General features: G+C 71.9%; 22 protein-coding genes. 14 read left to right on the top strand and 8 right to left on the bottom strand.

The window, feature by feature from the left end; genetic code table 11:
* The first annotated feature begins 19 nt into the window (after positions 1 to 19).
* Together ACQPZW_RS08365 and ACQPZW_RS08370 are read left to right on the top strand one after the other, a co-directional pair.
* Entirely contained in the window at positions 20 to 1,027 is a 1,008-nt protein-coding gene (locus tag ACQPZW_RS08365) for a COG1470 family protein (protein WP_433794248.1), read from the top strand.
* Positions 1,015 to 3,951, top strand: coding sequence for a hypothetical protein (locus tag ACQPZW_RS08370; protein ID WP_433794249.1), 2,937 nt, complete (start codon positions 1,015 to 1,017; stop codon positions 3,949 to 3,951). Before ACQPZW_RS08365 ends, ACQPZW_RS08370 begins: the two co-directional genes overlap by 13 nt.
* 217 nt (positions 3,952 to 4,168) lie before the next feature.
* Here the strand turns inward: ACQPZW_RS08370 and ACQPZW_RS08375 are convergent, their stop codons facing one another.
* The gene (locus ACQPZW_RS08375) at positions 4,169 to 5,992 is read right to left on the bottom strand and encodes an AMP-dependent synthetase/ligase (protein ID WP_433794250.1); all 1,824 of its coding nucleotides are present in this window, start codon (positions 5,990 to 5,992) and stop codon (positions 4,169 to 4,171) included.
* A 131-nt stretch (positions 5,993 to 6,123) separates the two neighbouring features.
* On the opposite strand from ACQPZW_RS08375, the gene ACQPZW_RS08380 reads away from it, so the two are divergent.
* Positions 6,124 to 6,999, top strand: coding sequence for a carbohydrate kinase family protein (locus ACQPZW_RS08380; protein ID WP_433794251.1), 876 nt, complete (start codon positions 6,124 to 6,126; stop codon positions 6,997 to 6,999).
* A complete protein-coding gene (locus ACQPZW_RS08385; RefSeq protein ID WP_433794252.1) occupies positions 6,990 to 8,411 on the top strand; it encodes a PLP-dependent aminotransferase family protein in 1,422 nt (473 codons plus the stop codon). The genes ACQPZW_RS08380 and ACQPZW_RS08385 overlap by 10 nt, the downstream gene beginning before the upstream one ends.
* Here the strand turns inward: ACQPZW_RS08385 and ACQPZW_RS08390 are convergent.
* From ACQPZW_RS08390 to ACQPZW_RS08405, 4 genes are all read right to left on the bottom strand, one after another.
* A complete protein-coding gene (locus ACQPZW_RS08390) occupies positions 8,297 to 9,598 on the bottom strand; it encodes an APC family permease (RefSeq protein WP_433794253.1) in 1,302 nt (433 codons plus the stop codon). The genes ACQPZW_RS08385 and ACQPZW_RS08390 overlap by 115 nt on opposite strands.
* Before the next feature lie 65 nt (positions 9,599 to 9,663).
* A complete protein-coding gene (locus ACQPZW_RS08395) occupies positions 9,664 to 10,290 on the bottom strand; it encodes a TIGR03085 family metal-binding protein (RefSeq protein ID WP_433794254.1) in 627 nt (208 codons plus the stop codon).
* Complete coding sequence (locus ACQPZW_RS08400; protein WP_433794256.1) at positions 10,290 to 10,760, bottom strand: hypothetical protein; 471 nt, start codon at positions 10,758 to 10,760, stop codon at positions 10,290 to 10,292. The genes ACQPZW_RS08395 and ACQPZW_RS08400 overlap by 1 nt, the downstream gene beginning before the upstream one ends.
* Positions 10,757 to 11,341 carry a thioredoxin family protein gene (locus ACQPZW_RS08405; RefSeq protein WP_433794257.1) on the bottom strand — a complete coding sequence of 195 codons (585 nt, stop codon included), beginning with the start codon at positions 11,339 to 11,341 and terminating at the stop codon, positions 10,757 to 10,759. Before ACQPZW_RS08405 ends, ACQPZW_RS08400 begins: the two co-directional genes overlap by 4 nt.
* A 166-nt stretch (positions 11,342 to 11,507) precedes the next feature.
* Here ACQPZW_RS08405 and ACQPZW_RS08410 point away from each other — a divergent pair, with 166 nt between their 5' ends.
* Positions 11,508 to 13,271 carry an ABC transporter ATP-binding protein gene (locus tag ACQPZW_RS08410; protein WP_433794258.1) on the top strand — a complete coding sequence of 588 codons (1,764 nt, stop codon included), beginning with the start codon at positions 11,508 to 11,510 and terminating at the stop codon, positions 13,269 to 13,271.
* Positions 13,268 to 15,028, top strand: coding sequence for an ABC transporter ATP-binding protein (locus ACQPZW_RS08415; protein WP_433794259.1), 1,761 nt, complete (start codon positions 13,268 to 13,270; stop codon positions 15,026 to 15,028). The genes ACQPZW_RS08410 and ACQPZW_RS08415 overlap by 4 nt, the downstream gene beginning before the upstream one ends.
* Positions 15,029 to 15,144: 116 nt before the next feature.
* On the opposite strand, the gene rpsD is transcribed toward ACQPZW_RS08415, so the two are convergent.
* On the bottom strand, positions 15,145 to 15,753 hold the full coding sequence (gene rpsD / locus ACQPZW_RS08420; protein WP_433794260.1) for a 30S ribosomal protein S4: 609 nt from the start codon (positions 15,751 to 15,753) through the stop codon (positions 15,145 to 15,147).
* Positions 15,754 to 15,823: 70 nt separating this feature from the next.
* On the opposite strand from rpsD, the gene ACQPZW_RS08425 reads away from it, so the two are divergent.
* The gene (locus ACQPZW_RS08425) at positions 15,824 to 16,558 is read left to right on the top strand and encodes a DUF2470 domain-containing protein (protein WP_433794261.1); all 735 of its coding nucleotides are present in this window, start codon (positions 15,824 to 15,826) and stop codon (positions 16,556 to 16,558) included.
* 111 nt (positions 16,559 to 16,669) lie between these two features.
* Here the strand turns inward: ACQPZW_RS08425 and ACQPZW_RS08430 are convergent, their stop codons facing one another.
* Positions 16,670 to 18,298 carry a hypothetical protein gene (locus tag ACQPZW_RS08430; protein ID WP_433794262.1) on the bottom strand — a complete coding sequence of 543 codons (1,629 nt, stop codon included), beginning with the start codon at positions 18,296 to 18,298 and terminating at the stop codon, positions 16,670 to 16,672.
* Between the two features lie 225 nt (positions 18,299 to 18,523).
* Here ACQPZW_RS08430 and hisI point away from each other — a divergent pair, with 225 nt between their 5' ends.
* Genes hisI through ACQPZW_RS08445 form a run of 3 tightly spaced genes read left to right on the top strand, consistent with a single transcriptional unit; the run spans position 18,524 to position 20,918 of the window.
* The gene (gene hisI, locus ACQPZW_RS08435) at positions 18,524 to 18,889 is read left to right on the top strand and encodes a phosphoribosyl-AMP cyclohydrolase (RefSeq protein WP_433794263.1); all 366 of its coding nucleotides are present in this window, start codon (positions 18,524 to 18,526) and stop codon (positions 18,887 to 18,889) included.
* Entirely contained in the window at positions 18,886 to 20,388 is a 1,503-nt protein-coding gene (locus tag ACQPZW_RS08440; RefSeq protein ID WP_433794264.1) for an anthranilate synthase component I, read from the top strand. The genes hisI and ACQPZW_RS08440 overlap by 4 nt, the downstream gene beginning before the upstream one ends.
* On the top strand, positions 20,385 to 20,918 hold the full coding sequence (locus tag ACQPZW_RS08445; protein ID WP_433794265.1) for a Trp biosynthesis-associated membrane protein: 534 nt from the start codon (positions 20,385 to 20,387) through the stop codon (positions 20,916 to 20,918). Before ACQPZW_RS08440 ends, ACQPZW_RS08445 begins: the two co-directional genes overlap by 4 nt.
* A gap of 8 nt (positions 20,919 to 20,926) precedes the next feature.
* Here the strand turns inward: ACQPZW_RS08445 and ACQPZW_RS08450 are convergent, their stop codons facing one another.
* A complete protein-coding gene (locus ACQPZW_RS08450; protein WP_433794266.1) occupies positions 20,927 to 21,157 on the bottom strand; it encodes a hypothetical protein in 231 nt (76 codons plus the stop codon).
* 449 nt (positions 21,158 to 21,606) lie between these two features.
* Here ACQPZW_RS08450 and trpC point away from each other — a divergent pair, with 449 nt between their 5' ends.
* The 4 genes from trpC to lgt all read left to right on the top strand — a co-directional run bounded on the left by trpC (position 21,607) and on the right by lgt (position 25,622).
* Positions 21,607 to 22,398 carry an indole-3-glycerol phosphate synthase TrpC gene (gene trpC / locus ACQPZW_RS08455; RefSeq protein WP_239143398.1) on the top strand — a complete coding sequence of 264 codons (792 nt, stop codon included), beginning with the start codon at positions 21,607 to 21,609 and terminating at the stop codon, positions 22,396 to 22,398.
* Positions 22,395 to 23,636: a tryptophan synthase subunit beta gene (trpB, locus tag ACQPZW_RS08460; RefSeq protein WP_433794267.1), complete on the top strand. Its 1,242-nt coding sequence runs from the start codon at positions 22,395 to 22,397 to the stop codon at positions 23,634 to 23,636. Before trpC ends, trpB begins: the two co-directional genes overlap by 4 nt.
* Complete coding sequence (gene trpA, locus ACQPZW_RS08465) at positions 23,633 to 24,430, top strand: tryptophan synthase subunit alpha (RefSeq protein WP_433794268.1); 798 nt, start codon at positions 23,633 to 23,635, stop codon at positions 24,428 to 24,430. The genes trpB and trpA overlap by 4 nt, the downstream gene beginning before the upstream one ends.
* A gap of 85 nt (positions 24,431 to 24,515) precedes the next feature.
* Positions 24,516 to 25,622 carry a prolipoprotein diacylglyceryl transferase gene (gene lgt / locus ACQPZW_RS08470; protein ID WP_433794269.1) on the top strand — a complete coding sequence of 369 codons (1,107 nt, stop codon included), beginning with the start codon at positions 24,516 to 24,518 and terminating at the stop codon, positions 25,620 to 25,622.

The following is a 25,622-nucleotide window of genomic DNA, read 5'->3' on the forward strand; positions in this document are numbered from 1 at the left end:
ACAACGAGGAGGCACACCGGTGCGAAAGCTGACAGCCGCTCTGACCTCGGTCCTGGTCACGGTACTCGCCGTGCTCGGTTCCGGGCCGTCGGCCGCGTCGGCCGCGCCGATGTTCTCCCCGTCGTCGTCGGGCACCGCCGACTTCGCGGTGAGCACTTCGTCCGAGCGCCTGCTCCCGGATGCACAGGGCCGGATCCGGACGCACCTCACCGTTGCCAACAACAGCGGCCACGAGCTCGTCGCCCAAATCCGGTCCGCCGGAGTGCTGCCGCGGGACGACGGCCAGATCGAGTACAGCGAACAGCCGGACCCGGCCTGGTCCGCGGCGGCTGAGTATCCGTCCTCGCTGAAGCTGGCGGCACACACCTTTCAGCGTGTGCCGGTCAGCCTCACCGTGCCGTCCGGGCTCCTGCCTGACATCTACCTGCTGGGCTTCGTGGTCGAGGCTCAGGCCACCGGAACCGGCATCCGCGTCTATCACCAGATCGGCGCTCTCCTACAGGTCGAGCTGCCCGGTCCCCGCGAACGGCGGATGGAGGTCGAGATCGCCCCGACCGGCATGATCCACCTCGGATCGAGAATGACCAGCTCCTACCTGGTGAGAAACACCGGCCCCTCGGCGGCACTCGGCCGCGGCCAGGTCCGGGTCGACTCCCGGCTCACGGACGACAACGTCGGCGTCTACCGGGGGTCCGACGACGTCCAGCTCTTCCCCACCGCCACCAGCCGCACCCTCGAATACGCCTACGAAGTGCACGGACTCTTTCTCATCGCCCGGCCCAAGGCGCAGATCCTGTACGGCGGCAGCAACGGCCTCGCCTACATGGCCGAGGACGACGGTAGGGCCGTCCTGATCATCCCGTGGCTCACCCTGATCCTGCTCGCCGTCACCGCGGTGCTGCTCAGCGCGTACTGGTACTGGTATCGCCGCCGCCGGGAGATGGCACGGCGCGAGCTGATGGCCAGGCCGAAGCCGCAGCACCGCCGGACCCGGACCCGGCGAAACGACGCGGCATGCGCCGGCTGAACCGGCGTGGCGTCGCGCTGACCATCCTGCTCACCATGGTGGCGGGACTGTTCGGCGTGCCGGCCGCACCGGCGCTGGCTGCCGCCGGCGACCTGACCACCTCCGCCGGCAGCACCGGCAACACCAACTCGGGCAACGCGCTCACGGTCGGGATCGGGCCGCGTGGCATGGTGCTGCGCGGCACCAGCCTGTACATGGCCGACCAGCAGGACCACGTGATCCGCCGGGTCGACCTGACCACCGGGACCCTCTCGGTGGTGGCCGGCATGGGCGCCGCCAACGGCCAGGGCGACGGGGGCCCGGCCACCGCCGCAGGCATCAATGCGCCGTGGGATCTCGCCTTCGACTCGGCCGGGAACATGTTCATCGCCGCGATGAGCAACCACCGGATCCGGAAGGTCGACACCACCGGCGAGATGAGCACGTTCTACGGCACCGGCGCGACCACTGTTCTCAACAACCCACAGGGCGTGGGGCTCGACGGCTCCGACAACGTCTTCGTGGCCGACACCGGCAACGCCCGGATCGTGAAGATCACCCCGGGCGGTGCGGGCGTTACCTTCGGCACCGGGTTCGCGCTCACCGAGCCCACCAACATCGCCTTCGACAGTACCGGGAACGTGCTGGTCAGCGACTGCAACAGCGGCCTCGACGGAGCGATCTACCGGTACAACGCGGCCGGCACCGCCCGGACCCTGATCGCAGGTAACGGCACCAGCACGTTCGGCGACGGCGTCGCCGCGACCGCCAGCGGGCTCGAATGCCCGCGCGGCATGACGGTGGACACGACGACCAACACCGTCTACCTCGCCGAGGCGGGAAGCAACCGGATCCGGCGGTTCACCATCGGTGGCACCATCACCACGATCGCCGGGACCGGCACGGCCGGGATCGCCGGTGACGGTGCCGCCGCCACGGCGGCGACCATCGAATACCCGAACGACGTGGTCCGCGACGCGGCGACCGGCACCCTCTACCTCTCCCAGGGCGGCACCCAGTCCGTCCCGACCTGGGGCATCCGGCGGTTCACCGTCGGCGGCAACATCTCCACCATCGCCGGGAACCGATGGGCGACCTACAGCGGCGACGGAGGCGCCGCCACCGCAGCGCAGCTCTACCACCCCGGCGGGGCGGACTTCGACAGCTCCGACACGATGTACATCGCCGACACCGACAACAACCGGATCCGCAAGGTGACACCCGGCGGAGTGATCAGCACCGTCGCCGGCACCGGACTGGCCTCCGGCGCGGTCGGTGACGGCGCCGCGGCGGCCAGTGCCCAAGTGCGGAAACCACAGGATGTGGCGGTGGACGGCAGCGGCAACCTGTACATCGCCGACTTCGGGCTGAACCGGATCCGCAAGGTGACACCCGGCGGCGTCATCAGCACGATCGCCGGTACCGGCACCGCCGGCTCGACCTGGACCGGCACCGCTACCACCACCCAGATCAACAAGCCGTACGGGATCGCCGTCGTCGCCAACGGGGACGTCTATTTCGCCGACAGCGGCAACAACCGGGTCCTCCGGATCAGTGGCGCCACCATCAGTGTCGTCGCGGGAACCGGTACCGCCGGCGCTGCCGGTGACCACGGCGCGGCCACCGCGGCGTTGCTGAACGCGCCCCGGGACGTCGTCGTCGACAGCGGCGGTGACGTCTACATCGCCGACAGCGGCAACAAGGTGGTCCGCCGCGTCCGGAGCGGGATCATCATCCGCGTCGCCGGCGTGTACGGCACCGCCGGCGGCAACGGCGAGGGCGGCCTCGCCACCGCCGCCACCATGGACATGCCGGCCGGCCTGGCCCTCGGTACCAACGGGGACCTGTACATCGCCGACGGCGCCGGCACCAACTCGGGAACCGGCTCGCAGGTGGTGCGCCGGGTCGACAAGCACGGCGTCATCCACCTCGTCGCCGGGCGGCAGGGCAGCTACTCGTATGCCGGTGACGGTCTCGCCGGCGCCAGCACCTCCACCCGCCTGCACACCCCGGCCCGGCTGGCCTTCGACTCCTCCGGCAACCTGCACATCGCCTCCTCCGGTGAACTCCGGATCCGGCAGATCAGCCTTCAGACGTCGGCCGCCTGGTTCTGGGTGTCGGACGCCGGCCTCAGCGCCACCCGGGTGGTCTACGGCTGGGAATTCGTCTCCCGGTCGGCCACCGCGATCAAGAGCATCACCCTGACCGTGCCGGTGTCCGCCACCACGAGCGTCTACCTGGTCGATGCCGTCAACCTGCCGACCACCGGCACGGTGTCGCTGAGCGGCGGCGTGGTCACCTACACGCTGGCCGCCACAGTCACCGTGCCCGCCGGACGGCACATGCATCTTTCGATCGCCGGCTTCACCAACACCGGCTCCGGCGGGTTGCAGTACAGCACGATCACCACACTGACGTCGGGCGGGGCGGCCGTCGACGTGTCCACGAGCGGCGGGGTCTACTTCTCCCTTGCCGCGCCTGTCCTGCCGGTGCCCCGTCCTGCGGCGGCGGTCACCTCCCCAGTCGCCACGAAGATCTACGTCGACCCGCTGCTGCAGCCCGACACCACAGTGGTCACCACGCTCACTGTCAATGTCAACGCGACGAACGGCTACGCGCTCACGGTGTCCGGCACGGCGCTGACCGGCGTCAACGGGACCCTCGCCCCGGTCTCCGCCAACCTGGCGAGTGCGGTCGCGAGCGTCTCGTTCGGCGTGAACCGGATCGGTTACACGGCCACGGTGACCGGTCAGGGCTCCTACAACGCGACGGCCGGCAGCTACGCGGGATACACCACCGGCGGCGAGACCGCGGTCACCAGCACCAGGCCGACCGTGGTCACCGGAGACACCGTGCAGATCACCAACCGGATCAGGATCGACTATCTACAGACGGCCGGCACCTACAGCGGGACCCTGTCCTACCAGGTGACCGGCGACCACTGAGCAGATCGGCCAGGCGCCGTCCCTCTTCGATCAGGCTCCGGACACCCGGGAGGGAAGCCACGCCCGTGTGACGCCTTGCGGCCGGGAGGGGAGGCCCGCGTCGCGGTGTGGGTGGGGAGGCGTGGTTCGGCGAAGGAGGGCCAACGCCGTACCGGAAGAGGGATGGGAAAAGGCCGGCGGACCGTGAGGGGACCGCCGGCCTGGAGTGGAACGGGTGTCAGATCTGGGCGAGGCTGCCCGCATACATGGTGTCGATCTGGGAGGCGAAGTTCGTCTCGACGCTGCGGCGCTTGATCTTCATGGACGGGGTGACCTCGCCCGCCTCGATGCTGAGGTCGCGCGGGAGGATCGCGAACTTCTTGATCGTCTCCCAGCGGTTCAGCTTGGCGTTGAGCTCGGCGATGTAGCCCTCGACCAGCGCGTGCGTCTCGGGCGCGGCGACGATCTCGGCGTAGCTCTTGCCGGCCAGCGGACCGGACGCCGCCCACGTGCTGATCGCGTCCTCGTCGAGGGCGATCAGCATGGTGACGAAGTTGCGGTTCTGGCCGACGACGACCGCCTGCGAGGTGTACGGGCAGACCGCCTTGAACGCGCCCTCGATCGCCGACGGGGCGATGAACTTGCCGCCCGAGGTCTTGACCAGGTCCTTCTTGCGGTCGGTGATCTTCAGATAGCCGTCGGCGTCGAGCTCGCCGATGTCGCCGGTCCGCAGGAAGCCGTCCTCGGTGAACGCCTCGGCGGTGGCCTCCGGCAGGTTGTGGTAGCCGCGCATGATCGGGGCGCCGCGCATCAGCACCTCGCCGTCGCTGTCGATGCGGACCTCGAGGTCGCCGAGCGGCTGGCCGACCGTGCCGATCCGCAGCTTGCCGTTGCGGTTGACGAAGTTGGCCGCGCAGGCCTCGGTCATGCCGTAGCCCTCGAGGATCGGCAGGTTCGCCGCGGCGAAGAACTCGGAGATGTCCCGGCTGAGCGCCGCCGAACCGCTGACCAGCACCTTGATGTTGCCGCCGAGCTTGGCCTGCAGCTTGGAGAAGACCAGCTTCTCGGCGATCGAGTACTGGATCGCGAGACCCGCCGGGACCGGCTTGCCGGCCTGCTGGAACGCGACCCGCTTCTTGCCGGTGGCGACCGCCCAGGTGAAGATCTTCGGCTTCAGGCCGGTGCCGGAGAGGCCGCTGGTGACGGTCTTGTTGTAGACCTTCTCGTAGATGCGCGGCGGGGCGCACATCAGCGTCGGCTTGATCACCGCGAGCAGGTCGATCAGCTTGTCGACCCGGCCGTCGACGTAGGTCGGCACACCCACGTGCAGGATGCCGCAGAGCAGCGTCTTGCCGAACGCGTGCGACATCGGCAGCCACAGGTAGTGCAGGTCGGTCGGCGAGAACAGGCCGAGGGACTCCTGCGCCACGCCCTCCCAGGTCCAGCCCTTGTGCAGCAGCTCGACGCCCTTGGGGCGGCCGGTGGTGCCGGAGGTGTAGATGAGGGTCGCGACATTGTCCGGCCCGAGCTGGGCCACCACGTCGTCGATCAGGCCCGGCTCGCGGGTCAGCGCCTGGGCGCCGAGCTGCTCCAGCTCGGCCAGGGTGATCTGCGGCGGCGTGGCGCCGGCGTCGGCGGGGCCGTCGATCAGCACCACCTTCGTCACGGCGGTGGCCGCGCCGGAGATCTTCAGGGCCTGCTTCGCATTCTCCGCGATCAGGATCTTCGACCCGGAGTCGGACACGATGAACGCCGTGTCCTCCGGCTCGGTCGTCGGGTAGACCGTCGTGGCGGCCGCGCCGGCCACGTTGATGCCCAGGTCGACCAGGATCCACTCGAGCCGCGTGTTGGACAGGATCGCCACCCGGTCCTCCAGGCCGATGCCCAGCTCGCGCAGCCCGGCGCCGATCGCCCGGGTGCGCTCGCCGACCTGCCGCCAGGTCAGCCAGGCCGGGCCGCTGTCGTCCGCGTTGGGCCCCGCCAGGGCCTGCGCATCCGGAGTCTTGGCCACGCGCTGGAAGAGCATGTCCGGGATGGACCGGTAGGGAACCTCGAGAGCCATTCGAGCGCCGCCTTCAACCATTCACGGGGGGTACGTAACGTCAGTGTTACCGCAGAGTAATGCGCGGGCGGCATCACGGCTAGAGCCGGGATCATGCCCATCCTAGTCGGGGTGGCACTACGTTGTCCGGCATGACTTTTCTCGTGGTCGGCGGCACGGGCGTCGACACGGTGGTCCCGGTGGCGGATCTGCCCGTGCTGGGCGCCGACTCGGCCCGCCCGCAGGGTCCGATCGAGGATCACGTGTCGCACACCGGCACCTGTGTGGCGCTGGCCTTGCATGCGCTCGGTGAGCAGGTCTCGGTGATCGACACGGTCGGTGACGACGAGCTGGGCGGGCGGGTGAGAGCGGCGTTCTCCCGATGGGGGATCGGCCTGCGAGCCGCGCCCGCCCCGGCCGGCACCCGCCGCGCGGTCAACCTGATGAGCCCGGACGGACGGCGGCTCTCCCTGTACGACGGGCGCGACGTGCCCGGATACCGGCTTCCCGAGGACTACTACCGGCCGTTGCCCGCCGGGGTCCGGCACGTCCACGTGACGATCATGGACTGGGCCCGGCACCTGATCCCCGAGCTGCGGGCGGCCGGGGTGACGATCTCCACCGACCTGCACGACTGGGACGGCGACAATCCGCACCACCTCGACTTCGCGCTCGGCGCCGACCTGGTCTTCGTCAGCGGCGTCCAGCTCGCCGACGGCGCCGCCTCCCGCATCCTCGCCGACGGCGTGGCGTCCAGGGTCGTGGTCACCCACGGCGGCGAGGGCGCCGACCTGCACACCAGGGACGGGGTCGTGCACCGGGACGCGGCCGACCCGGGCGCGCCGGTCGTCGACACCAACGGGGCCGGTGACGCGTTCGCGGCCGCGTTCCTCAGCGCCTGGGTGGCCGGGGCCGACGACGGCGTCTGTCTCGGCCAGGGGGTGATCGCCGGGGCGTACGCGTGCACCGCCCCGGTCGGCGCGGGCGCCTTCATCGACCGGGCCGGACTCGCCACCCGGTGGAGCTGACCCTCGGCCCGGCATCCGGTGGCGCGGGCCGGACCGTCGCGGTCTACCGGGCGCTGCGGGCCGCCATCCTGGACGGGCGGGCCCCGGCCGGGCACCGGCTGCCGTCGACCCGGGCGCTCGCCGCCGACCTGGGTGTGTCCCGGGGCAGCGTGGCCGGCGCCTACGAGCGGCTGACGGCCGAAGGGTTCCTGACCGCGCGGGTCGGCGCCGGCACGTTCGTGACCGCGGGCGCGCCCCGGCCCACGGCGGCCCGGCGTGCCATCGCGGGCCCGCTGCGCCCGCACCCCGGCTGGACGCTCACCCCACTGCCGGTCAGCGGCGAGGCTCCGCCGCCGCGTCACGACTTCCGGACCGGGATCCCGGACGCCCGGCTGTTCCCGTTCGACACGTGGCGCCGCCTGGTCGCCGCCGAGCTGCGGCTGGGCGCCAACGGGCCGGGCACGTACGCCGAGCCGTCCGGCCACCCGGCGCTGCGCGAGGCGATCGCCCGCTACCTGGGGTACGCCCGGTCGGTCCACGCCACCGCCGAGGACGTCGTCATCACCAACGGCGCCCAGCACGCCCTCGACCTGATCGCCCGGGTGCTGCTGCGCCCCGGTGACGTGGCCGCCGTCGAGGAGCCCGGATACCCACCGGCCCGGCGCCTGTTCACCTCCCTGGGCGTACGCGTGACCGGCGTGCCCGTGGACGCCGAGGGCCTGGTCGTGTCGGCGCTGCCGGACCGGGCCCGGCTGGTCTACGTGACCCCGTCGCACCAGTTCCCGCTGGGCCGGGTGATGAGCCCCGCCCGGCGCCGGGAACTGCTGGAGTGGGCCGGGTCCCGGTCGGTGGCGATCGTCGAGGACGACTACGACAGTGAGTTCCGCTTCTCGGCGCGGCCGTTGGAGCCGCTCTGCACGCTCGACCGGGGTGGCCGGGTGCTCTACGTGGGCACCTTCTCCAAGAGCATGATGCCCGCGATGCGTACCGGGTTCGTGCTGGTCCCACCCGGTCTGCGGCCCGCCGTGGTGGCCGCGCGGCAGGTCGGCGACGGCCACGGGCAGACGGCTGTGCAGGCGGCGCTGGCCCGGTTCATCGACGAGGGGCTGTTCGCCCGGCACGTGCGGCGGGCCGGGCGCGCCTACCAGGACCGGCATGCGCGGGTCACGGCGGGACTGGCCCGGATCCCGGCGCTCGACGTCATCCCGACCGCCGCGGGACTGCACGTCGCCGCGCTGCTGCGGCCCCCGTACCGCAGCAGCGCGGCGATCCTCGCGGCGGCCCGGCGGCACGGGCTCGCCCTGGAGGAACTGGCCGCCTACTCGGCCGCGCCGGACGGCGCCAAGCAAGCCGGGCTGGTCGTCGGGTTCGGCGCGGTCGATCCGGCGCTGATCGAGGAGGGCCTGGACCTCCTGGGCCGGCTGATCGCCTGATAGACCAGCGAACCCCCGGCGATCACCAGGCTCAGCAGCGCCGGCAGCCCGTTCAGCCAGAGCAGTCCCACCACCGCCACGAACGCGGTCCCGGCCACCAGCCGCGGCCACACCCCGGTGAGCAGCCGCAGCGCCGCCGCCGTGCCGATCACGTAGACCAGGGTGAAACAGCCGGTGGTCAGCAGCGCGGCCGTGTGCAGGTCGAACGGCAGCAGCACACACGCGATGCCGGCCAGGAAGATGAAGGTCAGCGAACGCCTCTGGGCGCCGAACACCCGGGCCGGCAGCGCGCCCTCCTTCGCCAGCGCCACCCCGAGCCGGCTCGACCCGGCGAAGTAGGCGTTCACCGCGCCCAGCGTCAGGACCACCGCGATCACCGCGGTCAGCGCCCGTACCGGGCCGCCCAGCCCGATGGCGAGCAGATCGGCCAGCGGCGCCCGGCTGCCGGCCAGCGACGGGCCCAGTGCGAGCACGCTCACCGCCGCCACGGCCAGGTAGAGCACACCGACGACGGCGACCGCGATCAGGGTGGCCCGGGGCACGTCACGGCGCGGATTCCGGTACTCCGCGGACAGCGACGACAGCGCCTCCCAGCCGGCGAAACCCCAGACCAGCAGGGCGGCCGCGGCGCCGATCCCGGACCAGCCGTGCGGCGCGAACGGGGTCAGATGATCCCAGTTCAGGTGTGGCAGGGCGGCCAGCACGGTCACCACCAGCATCGTCGCCAGCGAGATCGAGAGCACCACCTGGACCCGGCCGGAAATGCGAAGACCGAACAGATTCATGAGGTACGCCGTACCGACGATCACCAGGAACGTGGCGAGCTCGGTGGCCCGGCCGCCACCCAGCACATCGGAGACGTACCCGCCGGTGAACGCCACCGCCACCGGCGCGCCGAGCGGGACCGCGAAGTAGAACGTCCAGCCGACCGCCGCCGCGACCCTCGGGCCGAACGCCATCCCCGCATAGGTGGAGACCCCGCCGGCGTCCGGATAGCGTGCTCCCAGGGCCGCGAACGTCCAGGCCAGCGGGGCGGAGAGGACGATCAGGGCGAGCCAGGCCACCAGCGACGCCGGGCCGGCCGCGTCGGCGGCCAGCGCGGGCAGGGAGATCAGCCCGGTGCCCAGGACGGCGCCGACGGACAGCGCGGCGCCCTGGGTGACGGACAGGTCGGTGCGAGCGTTCATGGCACGAACCTACGGGCGGATTGGCGTGACGTTCGAGCCAATTCCGGTGTGATCGGATGGGCCAATCAGACGCCGAGGCGGGCGGTGCGCAGACGCTCGGCCAGCTCGGGGCCGCCCTCGATGGCGACCCGGGCGGCGCGCTGCCGGCCGAAGAAGAAGACCGCCAGCTCGCCCACGTCGCCGGTGATCCGCACCCGCGGCTCGCCACCCACCCGGATCGGCGGGAACCCGGTCGCCTCGACGTCCGCGCCGATCCCGAGCCGCCGCAGCGAGCCGCGGATGATCAGCTTGAGATTGCGGTGGAGCGTGGTCTCCAGGCCCCGGTCCAGAGCCCGTGGCTGCCACCCGCCGGCGCCGCGGCGCACGTCCTCGTGATGGATGAACATCTCCATGGTGTTCGCCAGCGGATCGACCAGCGGATTGCTGATCGGGCTCCAGACCGGCGGCCGGCGCAGCTGACCGATCAACTCCGGGTACGGCAGCGCGGCCCGCGCCAGCCGGATCCGCTCCCCGAGCCCGGCGAGCGGCTTGACCAGGATCCCGAGCGCGGAGTCGGGCCGCCGCTCCCGGACCACGAGGTGCGCCGCCAGATCCCGGGTGGTCCACCCCTCGCAGAGCGTCGGAGCGTCCGGTCCGGTGCTGGTCAGCAGGTCGGCGAGCTGCTCCCGCTCACTGCGGGCGTAGTTGGTCATCAGTCGATGTTATGCAGGACGACCGTCTCCCCGGCAACCGGCGCGAGACACGAGTTCGCGCTGCATGCGGCATATCCGACGGTAACCTCCCAGCGATCGCCGTCGCCGGCGCGCACCGGAACGGTCAGGGTGACCGGCCCGTCCGGGTAGACCGGCACCATCAAGTCCAGGCCGGCCGGGCGCAACTCGGTCACCGTGCGGTCGGCGGTGGCCGGCCCGGTGGCGGTCAGCGCCCCGCCGGGCCGCGCCACCGTGGGGAAGCCGATGCCGTCCACCCCGCCCTCGGGGAGATCCATGCTGTACAGGTGGAAGCCCTCGGGCGGGGTGAAGGTGGCGGTCAGCGCCCCGGCCCGCACGGCGAGGGTCACGGTGACGCCGCCGGCCTCGTATCTGCCGGTCATGTCCGGCGCCGGTGAGCCGGAACAGGCGCTCAGCGCCAGGACGGCGGCGAACGCGGCGAGCCTCTTCACTTCGCCGCCGGGGCCCACTCGGTGAGGAAGGCGCTCACGTCGGCCGGCGTCATCGAACGGGCTCCGGCGAACGAGCCGTCGTTGGTGGCCACCCGCACCTTGCCGGCCGGCGTCAGCACGACCAGCGCCGGGATGCCGCTCATGGTCAGGTCGACACCCCAGCGCTCGGCCACGTCCAGGTTGCGGTCGAACTCGCCGACGTCGACGCTGACCACCTCGAAGCCCTCGGCGAGCTGGGCATTCACCGCCGGATCCTCGGCGATCCGGGTGAGCACACGGCAGTCCAGGCACCAGTCGGCACCGAAGTCGACGAGCACGTTGCGGCCGGACTTCTTCGCGGCGGCGAGTGCCTTCGTGATGTCGTCCCCGGCCTTGCGGGCCGGGTCGTAGTCACCGAGGGCCACCACCGGGCCGGTCGCCGAGGCGGACGGGGACGGGGCGGACACGACGGGGCTGGTGGACGCCGTGGCCGGAGCCGGTACCGCGGGCGGCGACTCGGTGGCGCAACCGGTCAGGGCGGAGAGCGCGAGCACGGCCGGGAGCAGCGTACGCCGCATGTATTTCCCTTCATTGATGATCATGCGGCGGGGAGCTTATCGGGACTTGTTCGTTGAGCGCTGCCTGGTTTTCCGGCCGCCTGTGGGGCGCCGGTGTAATCGTGGCCACAATGTAAACGGGTGCGCAGTGGGCAAGGATGGACCGGTAAGGTCGGACGTGCCGACGAATGCTTACCAGTCAGGTAGGAATGTGACCAGCGGGACCGGCGATGACGTGCTGGTGCGGGGGCTGCGGGTGCTGGGCCGGGCGATCCGGACGGAGCCACGTCTCTTCACGATCAGTGCGATCGGCAGCAGTTTCTTCGGCTTTCTGATCATTGCGAACTCGTACATCGTCGGTGCCGTGATCGGCCGGGTGGTGGTGCCGGCCTTCGCGGAGCGGCGGGTGGGCACCGGTGGCCTCGCGCTGACCGTCGCGGTCCTGCTGGGGCTCAGCGTGCTGCGGGTGGCGAGCATCTGGGCGCGTCGGCTGGGTGCCGGGTTCATGCAGTTCCGGCTGCAGGCGCGGTACCGCCGTGCGGTGACCCGCCGCTACCTGTCGCTGCCGCCGGAGTGGCATCAGCGGCACGCCACCGGCACCCTGCTCTCCAACGCCGGCTCGGACGTGGAGGCCGCGTTCGCGCCGATCGCGCCGCTGCCGTTCGCGGTCGGCACGATCGTGATGATCGCCGGGGCGCTCGTGGCGCTGTTCCTCACCGACTGGGTGCTCGCCCTGGTCGGGGTCGCGCTTTTCCCGGTGCTGTTCGCGCTCAACTTCTTCTACTCGCGACGAATGGCGCCGCGGCAGATCCACGCCCAGCGGATGCGGGCCAAGGTCGCCGCGGTGGCGCACGAGAGCTTCGACGGCGCGCTCGTGGTCAAGACGATGGGCCGGGAGGCCGACGAGTCGCGCCGGTTCGGGGTGTTCGTCAGCGAGCTGCGTGACGCGCTGATCTCGGTGGGCCGGCTGCGCGGCGTCTTCGACCCGCTGATGGAGAGCCTGCCCAGTGTCGGCACCCTGGCCGTGCTGCTGATCGGCACGTGGCGGCTGCAGTCCGGCGCGATCACCGTGACCGAGGTGATCAGTGTCGCGTTCCTGTTCACCGTGCTGGCGTTCCCGGTCCGGGCGATCGGCTGGGTGGTCGGCGAGCTGCCACGCAGTGTCGCCGGCTGGGAGCGGGTGCAGGCGGTGCTCGCGGCCGAGGGCGATCTGACCTACGGGGAGGGTGACCTGCCCGGCACGGGCCCGGCCGAGCTGCGGTTCGACCGGGTCGACTACCGCTACGCCGACGGCCCGCCGGTGCTCTCCGACGTGACCTTCGCCGTTCCGGCCGGAAAGACGGTGGCGCTGGTCGGCGCGACCGGCTCCGGCAAGTCGACGATCGCCGCGCTCGCCATGCGCCTGGTCGACCCGGGGTCCGGCAGCGTGTCACTCGACGGGGTGAAACTGCCCGATCTGTCGGCGCCCGCGCTGGCCGCGGCGACCGGCCTGGTCCCGCAGATCCCGTTCGTCTTCGACGACACCGTCCGGGGCAACGTCGCGCTGGACCGGCCGGGCATCGACGACGACGCGGTACGCGCCGCGCTCCGCCTGGCCCAGGCGGACGCCTTCATCGGCGCGCTGCCGGACGGACTGGACACCGAGGTCGGCGAGCGGGGCACGTCGCTCTCCGGCGGGCAGCGACAGCGGCTCACCCTGGCCCGTGCGCTGGCCGGCCGCCCGCGGCTGCTCGTGCTCGACGACGCCACCAGCGCCGTGGACCCCCGGGTGGAGGCGGCGATCCTCGGCGCGCTGCGCGAGTCGGGTACGTCGCTGCTGGTGGTGGCGTACCGGCGGGCCAGCATCGCGCTCGCCGATCAGGTCGTCTACCTGCACCGGGGGCGGGTGGTGGCGACCGGCACGCACACCGAGCTGATGGACTCCCAACCCGGTTACCGGGATCTGGTCACCGCGTACGAGAAGGCCGACAAATGAGCGAGGTGGGGACTTTCGACACCATCCGGCGGGGGCTGTCGCTCTCGCCGGAGCTGCGGACCGGGATGGCCGGGACGATCGGCCTGGCGATCCTGCAGATGTCCGGGCGGGTGGCCGTGCCGATCGCCGTGCAGCAGGGCATCGACCACGGCATCAACGGCCCGTCCGGCCCGGACCCGGCCGCCGTGCTCGTCGTGGTGGCGCTGACCCTGGCCGCCCTGATGATCTCGACGCTCTGCGGCTATCTGATGACCCGGCGGCTGTTCACGGTCAGCGAGACCGCGCTGAGCGGCCTGCGGTCGCGGACCTTCCGGCACATCCACGATCTGTCGATGCTGCACCAGCAGTCCGAGCGACGCGGGTCGATGGTGTCGCGGGTGACCGGCGACGTGGACCAGATCTCCCAGTTCCTGCAGACCGGCGGCATCCAACTGCTGCTGGCGGGTGGTCAGCTGATCGTCTCCACGGTGGTGATGTTCGTCTACTCGTGGCAGCTCACGATCGTGGTGCTGCTCTCCTTCGGGCCGGCGATCGGGGTCATCCGGCATTTCCAGAGGCGGCTGGCGGGCGCCTACCGCGCGGTCCGCGAACGCAGCGGTGTGATGCTCGGCACGGTGGCCGAGTCGGTGGTCGGCGCCACGGTGATCCGCGCGTTCGGGGTGTCCGGCCGGACCTCCCACCGCCTGGACACGGCCGTCGACGACCTGCGGATCGCACAGCAGCGGGCGATGCGTACCAGCGTGATGAGCTTCTCCAGCGGCGAGATCAGCGCCGGCCTGGCACTGTCCGGTGTGGTGGTCGTCGGTGTCCTGCTCGGGGTGGACGGCGACCTCACGGTGGGCCGGCTCACCGCGTTCCTATTCCTGGTGACGCTCTTCATCCAGCCCGTGCAGATCGCCACCGAGCAGCTCAACGAGGCGCAGAACGCGGTGGCCGGCTGGCGGCGCATCCTCGACGTGCTGGACGTCGACCCGGATGTCGCCGACCCCGACGACGAGGGTGTGGAGCTGCCGCCCGGCCCGCTGTCGGTGCGCTTCGACGACGTGTCGTTCCGCTATCCGGGCGGGCCGATCGTGCTCTCCGAGGTCGACCTGACGCTCGACGCGCGCCGCAAGTATGCGGTGGTGGGGGAGACGGGCAGCGGCAAGACGACGTTCGCGAAGCTGCTCACCCGTCTGATGGACCCGGCCGAGGGCACCGTCCTGCTGTCCGGGACGCCGCTGACGACGGTGCGGTTCTCGTCGCTGCGGTCGCGGGTCGTGATGGTGCCGCAGGACGGGTTCCTCTTCGACGCGACGATCGCGGAGAACGTGCGTTTCGCCGAGCCGTCGCTCACCGACGGGCAACTGCGGGCGGCCTTCACCGAGCTGGGGCTCGGTGACTGGCTCGCCGGCCTGCCGGCGGGGCTTGCGACCGCGGTGGGCGAGCGGGGCGAGTCGCTCAGCGTGGGGGAGCGGCAGTTGGTGGCGCTGGTACGCGCGTACGTCGCCGACCCGGATCTGCTGGTGCTCGACGAGGCGACCAGCGCGGTCGACCCGGCCACCGAGGTCCGGTTGCAGTACGCGCTCGACCTGGTGACCAGGGGCCGGACCACGGTGGCGATCGCGCACCGGCTGTCCACGGCGGAGTCCGCGGACGAGGTGATCGTGGTGGATGCGGGCCGCGTCGTTCAACGCGGCCCGCACGCCCGTCTCGTCACCGAGCCGGGGTCGATCTACGCCAAGCTCTACGCCAGCTGGTTGGAGCAGACACGCTGACCAGCTTCTGACCGGCCGTGGCCGGTGAGATGAGCGCGTCGCCCGCAGCGGCCGCGGTCACCGCGACCGCTGCGAGAGGCCCGCCATTTCAGCGATTCATGAGCCTGCCCGTGGACCTATCGGGCGTAGTACTCGACGACCAGCTGCTCGTCGCAGAGCACCGGGACCTCGGAGCGCTGCGGGACACGGATCACCGTGGTGCGCAGGTCCTCGAGGACGGTCGACAGGTACGGCGCGGTCGGCCCGTCGATGTGCGTGCCGGTCGCCGCGATCTGGAACGGCGGCTTCTGCCGGCTGGTCTCCTTGACCTCGATGACCTGGCCGGGCTTCAGCTTGTAGCCGGGACGGTCCACCTTCTTGCCGTCCACGGTGAAGTGACCGTGCACGACGAGCTGGCGGGCCTGGTAGATGGTCCGGGTGAAACCGGCCCGGAACACGGTGGCGTCCAGCCGGCGCTCGAGCAGCGTGACCATGGCCTCGCCGGTCTTGCCCTCGGCCTTGTGCGCGGCGTCGTAAGCCGCACGCATCTGGACCTCGCTGATGTTGTACTGGTGGCGCAGCCGCTGCTTCTCCAGCAGCCGGACCTGGTAGTCGGAGGCCTTACGCCGGCCACGGCCGTGCACGCCCGGCGGGAACGGACGCCGCTCGAAGTACTTGACGCACTTACGCGTCAGAGGGATGCCGAGGGCCCGCGAGAGCTTCGCCTTGGGTCGAGAGTTGTTCAACTGCGATCTCCTGTTACGGTTAGCCTTGCCTAACTTAGGTAAGCCTAACCGGTGCCCGGAGGTGCTCGTCATGCAACCCAGTCCCGCCGAGATCGCGCGCACGCTCGCCGCCGGTCACCTGCCCGCCGTCGCCCACATCGCCTGCCGCCCCGGACCCACTCCGGTCCGGCACGTCACGGATGGCCAGGGTCGTGTGCTGCTGCTCGTGCCCAGCGAGGGTACTCTCGCCGGCGCACTGCGCCCGCAGGACGGCAACGACGACACCGCGCTCGTTCTGGACATCCGCGACGTGCCGCCGATGGCGTCCTCGCCGTCCCTGGGCCGCATCTGGGTGTCCGGCTGGGCGGCGAGACTCGATGGCGACGACGCCCGGGCCGCCGCGCTCGACTACGCCGACACCGACGCCTGCGGAGACCTGCTCGACATCGGCGAGAGCCAGGCCCTCTACAGGATGGAGGTCGCCGAGGTCCGCTGGGAGCGCAACGAGAAGCTCGTCGAGATCGACCCGGACGACTACGCCGAGGCCACCCCCGACCCGCTGCGCGCTGTCGAGTTCGACCTGATCGCCGACCTCGCCGACCACCACGTGAGCGAGATGAGCGACTACGTGCGCCGCCAGCTGGGCTCCGAGGCCCGCCCCGGCGACGAGCCCAGGGTCGTGCGGATGGACCGCTACGGCTTCCTGGTGCGGATGGGCGGCCGCAGCGCCCGTCTCGCCTTCCCCCGCCCGGTCACCGACCGGCACGATCTGGCGCACCTGCTGCACCCGATCCTCTGCCGGCGCTGCTGCAACAGCGCCACCTAGGACGAGGCGGGATCGGCGCGGCGACCTTCTGCCGCCGTCATGCCGCGCCGATCCCGTCTTCGAGCCCTGCCACCCGGTGCCGCGGGTGGCAGGGCTCACATCTTCGCACCTCTAGAGCGACAGGATTCGATCCAGGAACTCGCGGTAGCCGCGCATCGCCATCCGCATGCTCTCGGTGTCCGGGGTGTCGGTGCCGCGCAGCGGGTCCAGTTCGTCCCGCTCCGCCAGCAGCACCTCGGTCAGCTCGTTCACCGCGTCGGTGAGCAGGTCGTGCGCCCGCGTGAGCGCGGTGACCGGGTCGTCGACGAACTCCGCCTTCACCTCGTGCCACGCCGCCCGGAAGTGGCGGGCCGCGTCCTCGTCCCAGATGGTGCGGCCGATCAGCGCCTCATCGCCACCCTGCTCGGCGGGCGGCTCCTCGGTCTGCGCCGCGCGACGGCCGGACCGGCGGATCGGCTCGGCGTCCTCCAGGCTGGCCGACCGGCGGGATGCCGGCACGGGCGCCTCCTCGGCCGCCTCCTCACGGGCCCGGCGGGCGGGCGGCGCCGGCGGGAAGGTCAGGAAGTCCGACGGCGGCGTGACCGTCGACACCGACGGGGCGGCGGGAGTGACCGACGCCACACCGTAGGCCTCGGCCGGGCGGCCCAGGCTGTAACCGGTCGGGGCGAAGCCGTACCCACCCTCGGCGGACGACGACAGGCCGGTGTCGCCGAGGTCGATCGTCAGGTCCGGTGGCGTCCGCGACGCCGGGATCTGCACCGGGGCCGACGCCACGGCCGGAGCCTCCGGCGCGGGCGAGACCGGGGCGGGCACGGCCGGGTCGGCCGGTTCCGGCGCCGGGCCGGGCAGCCCGGACACCGGCTGCAGGGTCCCCGCCGGGTGATCAGGGGTGAAATCCGCGACCGTGTACGGATTCGGTGCGTACGCCGGCGACACCGGAGCACCCTGCACCGGACCGCCCGAGACCGGAGTGCCCGGAATCGACGGGATCGGCTGGGTCAGGCCGGGCACCGAGGCCCAGCCGGCGGCCGCGCGCGGCGGATCGGCCGGAGCCTGCCCCGCCGACTCCTCGGCCGGCTCACCCGAGGCGTCCGGGGTGGCCTCGCCGGTCTGCGCGTAACCGGGCGCGCCTACCCGTCCGTTCATGTCCTCACGTCCGTTCTCGTCGCTGGGTCCCGCCACCTCGGCGGCCTCCTGGCCGGCGTCCGGCGGAGTCTGATCCACGGGCTCGTCCACCGGTGCGGCGCCGGCCGACTCCACGTCGGTCGGCTCGTCACCGATCTGAGCCCCGCCGTCCGCGGTCGTGGCGGCGGGCTCCGGATCGTCGCCGAAGTGCAGCCGCCCGGCACGTCCGCCGAGATGGAAGCCGCTCTCCGGCGCACCGGACTTTACGTCCTGCACCGGTTCCACCTCGTCCTCCGGAGGTACTGAGTGATCAGGATCGCCGTGCCGTTCCGGATCGGCCGGGCCGGACTCCGGGAGATGACGGTGCCCTTCCCGGCCCGCCCGGTTCAGGCCGAACGGATCGGCCGCCCCACTCGGATGGCGGGCGGCCGAGGCGATCGGGGCCAGCGGTGGGATCGGCCGGCTGCGGAAGGTGCCGAGCGGCGATCCGTGCAGCAGATCGGCCGGGGTCTCCAGCGGCTCGTCGGCCACCGGCTCCGGCTCCGGCCGGACCTGCCAGAAGCGGGCCAGGCCGGGCGAGGGCAGTGCGTTGTCGGGGCTGGACGTCGGCTCCATCTCGGTTCACCACTCCCGTTGCGGGTCCGCGCCCGCCGGGATGCCGAGGATCCGCGCTTCTCAGTCGTGCGGCACACCGGGCGGCGGGCGCCGGGCATTCAGGCACGTACCGCGCTTCCCGGCGACGGTACCGCTCCGGATCGCCGAGCACATCCCCGGTTACCGGATCGTGGGCCCCCTGCGGGTCGTTACGGCTGTGACCGGCGATGAGGGAGAATCGCATCCGTGCCCGTACCCGATGTAGAGACCACCCTGGATCCGGCCATCGCCGCCCGCCTCAAGCGCACCCCCGACGGCCTCGTCGCGGCGATCGTGCAGGAGCACGGCACCGGCGACGTCCTGATGCTCGGCTGGATGGACGACGAGGCCCTGCACCGCACCCTGACCAGCGGCCGGGCCACCTACTGGTCCCGCAGCCGCGGGGAGTACTGGGTGAAGGGCGAGACCTCCGGCCACCACCAGCACGTGCGCAGCGTCTCCCTCGACTGCGACGGCGACGCGCTGCTGGTCACCGTGGTGCAGACCGGCGCCGCCTGCCACAACGGCACACACACCTGCTTCGCCGACGACCTGCTTGCGGAGGGCCAGTGACCAGCGGAGCCACGTTCCCCGACGAGGCGGGATTCGTCGCCGCGCGCAAGCGGGTCGTCCCGGTCACCCGCAAGCTGCTGGCCGACGGCGAGACCCCGATCGGGGTGTACACGAAGCTCGCCGGCGGCCCCGGCACCTTCCTGCTCGAGTCCGCGGAGCAGGGTCTGGCCTGGTCGCGGTATTCGTTCGTCGGGGTCCGCAGCGTCGCCACGCTGACCGAGCGGGACGGGCGGGCCGAGTGGCTGGGCACGCCCCCGACCGGGGTGCCGCTCGGCGGCGACCCGGTGGTGGCCCTGCGCGAGACGGTGACCGCGCTGACCGGCGCCCTCGACGAGAGCCTGCCCCCGCTCACCGGCGGCCTCGTCGGCTACCTCGGCTACGACCTGGTCCGCCGCTTCGAGAAGCTGCCGTCGACCGCCGCCGACGACCTGCGCCTGCCCGAGCTCGGCATGATGCTCGCCACCGACCTGGTGGTGCTCGACCACCACGAGGGCTCGGCGCTGCTGGTGGCCAACGCGGTGCTCGACGCGGACGCCGACGACGCGGCCCGCCGTGCGGCGTACCACCAGGCCGTCGGCCGGCTCGACGCGATGACCACCGCGCTGTCCCGGCCCACCCCGCCGATGGTCTCCACGGTCGACCGCCGCCCGGCCGGTGAGCCGGTCAGCCGCACTCTTCCGGGTGAGTATCAGAAGGCGGTCGAGGAGGCCAAGGAGGCGATCCGGGCCGGCGAGTGCTTCCAGATCGTGGTGGCGCAGCGGTTCGAGCGGCCCACCGACGCCGCCGCGCTCGACGTCTACCGGGTGCTGCGGGCCACCAACCCGAGCCCGTACATGTACCTGCTCCGCTTCGACGACTTCGACATCGTCGGCTCGTCGCCGGAGGCGCACCTCAAGGTGAGCGCCAACCGGACCGCGCTGCTGCACCCGATCGCCGGCACCCGCTGGCGGGGCGCCACCCCCGAGCAGGACGCCGCGCTCGCCGCCGAGCTGCTCGCCGACCCCAAGGAGCGGTCCGAGCACGTGATGCTGGTCGACCTGGGCCGCAACGACCTGGGCCGGGTCTGCGAGCCGGGCAGCGTCGAGGTGCCGGAGTTCGCCCGGATCGAGCGGTACAGCCACGTCATGCACATCGTGTCGACCGTGGTCGGCCGTCTCCGTGACGACCGGACCGCCTTCGACGCCCTGGCCGCGACGTTCCCGGCGGGCACGCTCTCCGGCGCGCCCAAGGTGCGGGCCATGGAGATCATCGAGCAGCTCGAGCCGACCCGGCGCGGCCTCTACGGCGGCACGGTCGGCTACTTCGGCTTCGCCGGCGACATGGACATGGCGATCGCCATCCGGACCGCGCTGCTCAAGGACGGTGTGGCGTACGTCGGCGCGGGCGCCGGCATCGTCGCGGACTCCGACCCGGCCGCCGAGGAGCAGGAGACCCGCAACAAGGCCGCGGCGGTGCTCGCCGCGATCGCCTCGGCGGAGACCCTGCGCGCCGCCCGATGAGGACGTATCCCGCAGCCGTCGTCTCCGGCCTGGCAGGGGGCGGGCTCGCGCTCTTCGCGGCGACCCGCGTCTGGTCCGCCCAGGTGGAACAGCGGCCCGGATTGTCGGATCTGCGGACGGAGCAGACCGGCGCGGACCTGCAACCGTGGCTCATCGGCCTGGCGGTCGTCGCGCTCGCCGGGACGGGGGCGCTGCTGGCCACCCGCGGCGTGGCCCGGCGTGCGCTGGGAGTGCTGCTGGCGCTGACCGGGGCCGGCGTGGCGGTGGGTGCGATCCTGGCCCGGGCTGGTGCCGACCCGGGCGCCGCCGGCACGGTCTGGCCGGTCGCCTGTGTCGGCGGGGCCGCGGCGGTGGTGGTCGCCGGCGTGCTCGCCGCGCGTCACGGTCACCTCTGGTCGGCGATGTCCTCGCGGTACGAGCGGTACGAACGGCGCCCGGCCGCCCCGGTAGTGGTGGAGACGGACGGCCCCACCGCGGGCCGGGACCTGTGGGACGCCCTGGACCGTGGCGAGGACCCGACCGCGCGCTGAGCGGTGTGTTACCGGCGGGCGCCGGTCAGCGGCTCGGCCCGACGGCGCCGGGCCGGGGCGCCGGCGAGCATCGCGGCCACCGCGCGTGCGGTCTCCACCCGTGCGGCGGCCCGGGCACGGTCGGCCTGGATGGCGTCCCACGCGTTCTCCTGCGCGGTCCGCACGTTGTCCGAGCCGACGACGGCGCGCTGGACGCCGGTGGCGACCTCGGCGGCGACCGAGACGAGGACTCGGGACATGACGGCGAAATTCATCGGCTGGGGTAACTCAGTGGCCATGAGGTCGACTCCGCATCATCGTCCGGCCGGCAGGCGGCGTGCGGGAAAGAACCCGGACGCCGGGACAAGTCTGCCCGAGTCACATGATGGTGGAGTCCTATTTCCGCCGGGTGACACTCGTGTCAACGTCGAGTGGCATCGACCGAACGGGGGAGGTGCCCCTGCACAACGGCGAGATGACCGTTGGCGCGATGTGAGCGAGGAGACATCCGCGACGGGCAGCCAGGCATTATGCCGCAGTCCATTCCGTGAGGCGCGCCATACCCCCGGCCCCCCGTCACCCGGTGTCACCTCTTAGCATCGGGCCGAAGACACCCGGAGAGGGGAGTCATTAGGTGACATCCGATCAGGCGGAAGCGGGCGACGGCGGACCCGCTGGCGGAGCGGCAAAGCAGAACGTTCTCGAGGAGATCCTCGCCGGCGTCCGCGAGGACGTGGCGGCGCGGCAGGCACAGGTGCCTCTCGAGCGGGTGCGGGAGCTCGCAGCGGCGGCCCCGCCCGCGATCGACGCGTACGCCGCGTTGCGCAAGCCCGGCGTGGCGGTGATCGCCGAAGTGAAGCGGGCATCGCCGTCGAAGGGCGCGATCGCCGACATCCCCGACCCGGCCGAGCTGGCGGGGGAGTATGCGCAGGGCGGCGCCCGGTGCATCAGCGTCCTCACCGAGGGCCGGTGGTTCGGCGGCTCGCTGGACGATCTCGCCGCGGTTCGCGCCGCCGTGAAGATCCCGGTGCTGCGCAAGGACTTCGTGGTCTCCAGCTATCAGGTGCACGAGGCGCGCGCCCACGGCGCCGACCTGGTGCTGCTGATCGTCGCGGCCCTCGAGCAGAACGTGCTGGTCGGCCTCCTGGAGCGCATCGAGTCGCTGGGCATGACGGCCCTCGTCGAGGTGCACAACGAGGAGGAGGCGGACCGGGCACTCGAGGCGAACGCGAAGGTCATCGGCGTCAACGCCCGCGACCTGCGCACCCTCGAGGTGGACCGGTCGGTCTTCGAGCGGATCGCCCCCGGCCTCCCGCAGAGCGTCGTGAAGATCGCCGAGTCCGGTGTGCGCGGCCCGCACGACCTGATCCGGTATGCGTCGGCCGGCGCCGACGCCGTGCTGGTCGGTGAGGGCCTGGTGACCCAGAAGTCGCCGCGTGACGCGGTGGCCGAGCTGGTCAACGCCGGCAACCACCCCGCGACGCCGAGGCCGGTCCGGTGACGGCCCCGGCTCTGCCGGACTTCGCCGGGCACTTCGGGAAGTATGGTGGCCGGTTCGTGCCCGAGGCGCTGATCAAGGCCCTCGACGAGCTGGACGCCGCGTACCGGTCGGCGAAGCAGGACCCGGAGTTCCAGAAGACCTTCGAGGGCCTGCTGCTCAACTACGCGGGCGTGCCGTCGCTGCTCTACCGGGCGAACCGGCTGTCCGAGGCCCTGGGCGCGGAGATCCTGCTGAAGCGGGAGGATCTCAACCACACCGGCGCCCACAAGGTGCGCAACGTGCTGGGCCAGGCACTGCTCGCCAAGCGGATGGGCAAGCCCCGGGTGATCGCCGAGACGGGCGCCGGGCAGCACGGCGTGGCCAGCGCGACCGCGGCCGCCCTGCTCGACCTGGAGTGCGTCGTCTACATGGGCGAGACCGACACCCAGCGTCAGGCGCTCAACGTGGCCCGGATGCGGATGCTCGGCGCGACCGTGATCCCGGTGACGAACGGGTCCCGTACGCTCAAGGACGCTCTGAACGAGGCGCTGCGGGACTGGGTCTCCACCGTCGAGACCACCCACTACCTGCTGGGGACCGCGGCCGGCCCGCACCCGTTCCCGGAGCTGGTGCGCGACTTCGTCGGCGGCATCGGCGTCGAGGCCCGGGCGCAGTGCCTGGAGCAGCTCGGCCGCCTGCCGGACGCGGTGGCCGCGTGCGTGGGCGGCGGTTCCAACGCGATCGGCATCTTCCACGCGTTCGTGCCCGACGAGGGTGTGCGGCTGTACGGCTTCGAGGCCGGCGGCGACGGCGTGGAGACCGGCCGGCACGCGGCGTCGATCACCGGCGGCACGGTCGGGGTGCTGCACGGCAACCGCACCTATCTGCTGCAGGACGAGGACGGTCAGACGATCGAGTCGCACTCGATCTCGGCCGGGCTCGACTATCCGGGTGTCGGCCCGGAGCATGCCTGGCTGCACGACACCGGCCGGGCGGTCTACGAGCCGGTGACCGATGCCGAGGCGATGGCCGCGTTCCAGCTGCTGTGCCGGACCGAGGGGATCATCCCGGCGATCGAGAGCTCGCACGCTCTCGCCGGGGTCGCGAAGATCGCCCCGCGCCTGCGCGAGGAGCTGGGCCGGACGCCGACGATCGTGATCAACCTGTCCGGGCGCGGCGACAAGGACGTGCACACCGCGGGCGCCTACTTCGGCATCCTCGACCAGGTCGAGACGGTCGTGCCGGGGGAGAACACGTGAGCATCGCGGAGACGTTCGCCAAGGCGAAGGCGGAGAACCGGTCGGTGCTGGTCGGCTGCATGCCGGCCGGCTTCCCGACGGTCGACCACAGCATCGAGCAGATGATCGCGATGCACGAGGCCGGCTGCGACGTGATCGAGGTCGAGCTGCCGTACTCCGATCCGGTGATGGACGGCCCCGTGATCCAGAAGGCGAGCGACATCGCGCTGGCCAACGGCGTCCGGACCAGGGACACGCTGAAGATCATCGACGCGGTCTCGTCGGCGGGTGCCACGGTCGTGCTGATGACCTACTGGAACCCGATCGAGAAGTACGGTGTCGACGCGTTCGCCCGTGACCTGGCCTCGGCCGGCGCGACCGGGCTGATCACGCCGGACCTCATCCCGGACGAGGCGGCCGAGTGGATCGCCGCCTCCGACGCGCACAAGATCGACCGGACGTTCCTGGTGGCGCCGAGCTCCACCGACGAGCGGATCGCGATGACCCTGGAGCACTGCCGGGGCTTCGTCTACGCGACCGCCTTGATGGGTGTCACCGGCGCCCGCAAGAGCGTGTCGTCGCAGGCCCCCGAGCTGGTGCAGCGGATCCGGGCGGTCGCCCCGCAGATGCCGGTCGGCGTGGGCCTGGGTGTCGGCAACGGCCCACAGGCCGCCGAGGTGGCCGCGTTCGCCGACGGTGTGATCGTCGGCAGCGCGCTGATCCGCTGTGTGCTGGACGCCGAGGACCGCGCCACCGGTCTGGGCAACCTGCGTGCCCTGAGCGCCGAACTGGCCGAGGGTGTGCGCACGCGCTGACTGTGACGACGCTGAGGGCGCCGGTTGAATTCAGCCGGTGCCCTGGGCATCACAGATCGACCGCGCGACGGTAGCGTGTGCACCCGTGATAATCGCCGCCATCCCCAGCCCCACCGAGTCGGTGTGGCATGTGCTCGGGTTCCCGATCCGCGCGTACGCCCTCTGCATCATCCTCGGCATGGTCGCCGCGACCCTCATCCTGGAGAAGCGGCTGCGCAATCGCGGGGCGGCGCCGTGGGTGTCGCTCGACATCGTGGTCTGGGCGGTGCCGTTCGGCATCATCGGCGCCCGGATCTATCACGTCATCACCTCTCCGGCCGACTACTTCGGCTCCGATGGCGACCCGGTCAAGGCGTTCTTCATCTGGGAGGGCGGCCTCGGCATCTGGGGCGCGGTGGCCGGCGGTGCGGTCGGCGCATGGATCGCGGCCCGGCAGATCGGCATCCCGCTCAGCGTCGTGGCCGACTCCCTGGCTCCGGGGCTTCCGGTGGCGCAGGCGATCGGCCGGCTGGGCAACTGGTTCAACAACGAGCTGTACGGCAGTGTCACCACCCTGCCGTGGGGCCTCGAGGTGCACGAGATGGACCCGTCGAACCCCGGCCACGCCGTGATGATCGACGGCGAGCCGGTGACGCGTCCCGATCTCTACCACCCGGCCTTCGCCTACGAGCTGGTCTGGAACCTGGGCGTCGCCGGGTTCGTGTGGCTGCTGGACCGGAAGTTCAAGTTCGGCCGGGGCCGGGCGTTCGCGCTGTACGTGATGGCGTACACGGTCGGCCGCTTCTGGATCGAGATCCTCCGTGAGGACACCGCGACTCACTTCTTCGGCATCCGGCTCAACGTCTACACCTCGGCCATCGTCTTCCTGGGCGCGGCGATCTACTTCTTCGTGATGAAGGGCCCGCGCGGTTACCTGGTGCCGATCGAGGCGCCGGACACCACGGCCGCGCCGGTCGCCGGCGCCGACGCCGACAGTGACGTCTCGCAGGTGGACGTGACCGCCGCCGGCAAGTCCGCCGAGCCCAAGCCGCCGATCGCCTATCGCCTGGTCACCGAGGAGCAGTTCCTGGAGTACCAGCAGACCGGCGCCCTGCCGGAGGAGGAGACGGCCGGGGAGCTCGAGCCGGTGGCCGCCAAGTCCGGCGACGGCGAGGCGGCCGAGCCGTCCGGCGAACCGTCCGGCAAGGACTGA

The sequence above is a fragment of the Actinoplanes sp. CA-252034 genome (genome assembly GCF_050956125.1).
GTDB lineage: Bacteria > Actinomycetota > Actinomycetes > Mycobacteriales > Micromonosporaceae > Actinoplanes.

Bases quoted from the DNA above. Each gene is read 5' to 3' on its own strand.
- ACQPZW_RS08405 (WP_433794257.1), bottom strand. From the start codon at position 11,341: ATGATCATCAATGAAGGGAAATACATGCGGCGTACGCTGCTCCCGGCC.
- ACQPZW_RS08450 (WP_433794266.1), bottom strand. From the start codon at position 21,157: ATGTCCCGAGTCCTCGTCTCGGTCGCCGCCGAGGTCGCCACCGGCGTC.
- ACQPZW_RS08370 (WP_433794249.1), top strand. From the start codon at position 1,015: ATGCGCCGGCTGAACCGGCGTGGCGTCGCGCTGACCATCCTGCTCACC.
- ACQPZW_RS08390 (WP_433794253.1), bottom strand. From the start codon at position 9,598: ATGAACGCTCGCACCGACCTGTCCGTCACCCAGGGCGCCGCGCTGTCC.
- ACQPZW_RS08425 (WP_433794261.1), top strand. From the start codon at position 15,824: ATGCAACCCAGTCCCGCCGAGATCGCGCGCACGCTCGCCGCCGGTCAC.
- ACQPZW_RS08375 (WP_433794250.1), bottom strand. From the start codon at position 5,992: ATGGCTCTCGAGGTTCCCTACCGGTCCATCCCGGACATGCTCTTCCAG.
- ACQPZW_RS08380 (WP_433794251.1), top strand. From the start codon at position 6,124: ATGACTTTTCTCGTGGTCGGCGGCACGGGCGTCGACACGGTGGTCCCG.
- ACQPZW_RS08445 (WP_433794265.1), top strand. From the start codon at position 20,385: ATGAGGACGTATCCCGCAGCCGTCGTCTCCGGCCTGGCAGGGGGCGGG.
- ACQPZW_RS08430 (WP_433794262.1), bottom strand. From the start codon at position 18,298: ATGGAGCCGACGTCCAGCCCCGACAACGCACTGCCCTCGCCCGGCCTG.
- ACQPZW_RS08395 (WP_433794254.1), bottom strand. From the start codon at position 10,290: ATGACCAACTACGCCCGCAGTGAGCGGGAGCAGCTCGCCGACCTGCTG.
- ACQPZW_RS08415 (WP_433794259.1), top strand. From the start codon at position 13,268: ATGAGCGAGGTGGGGACTTTCGACACCATCCGGCGGGGGCTGTCGCTC.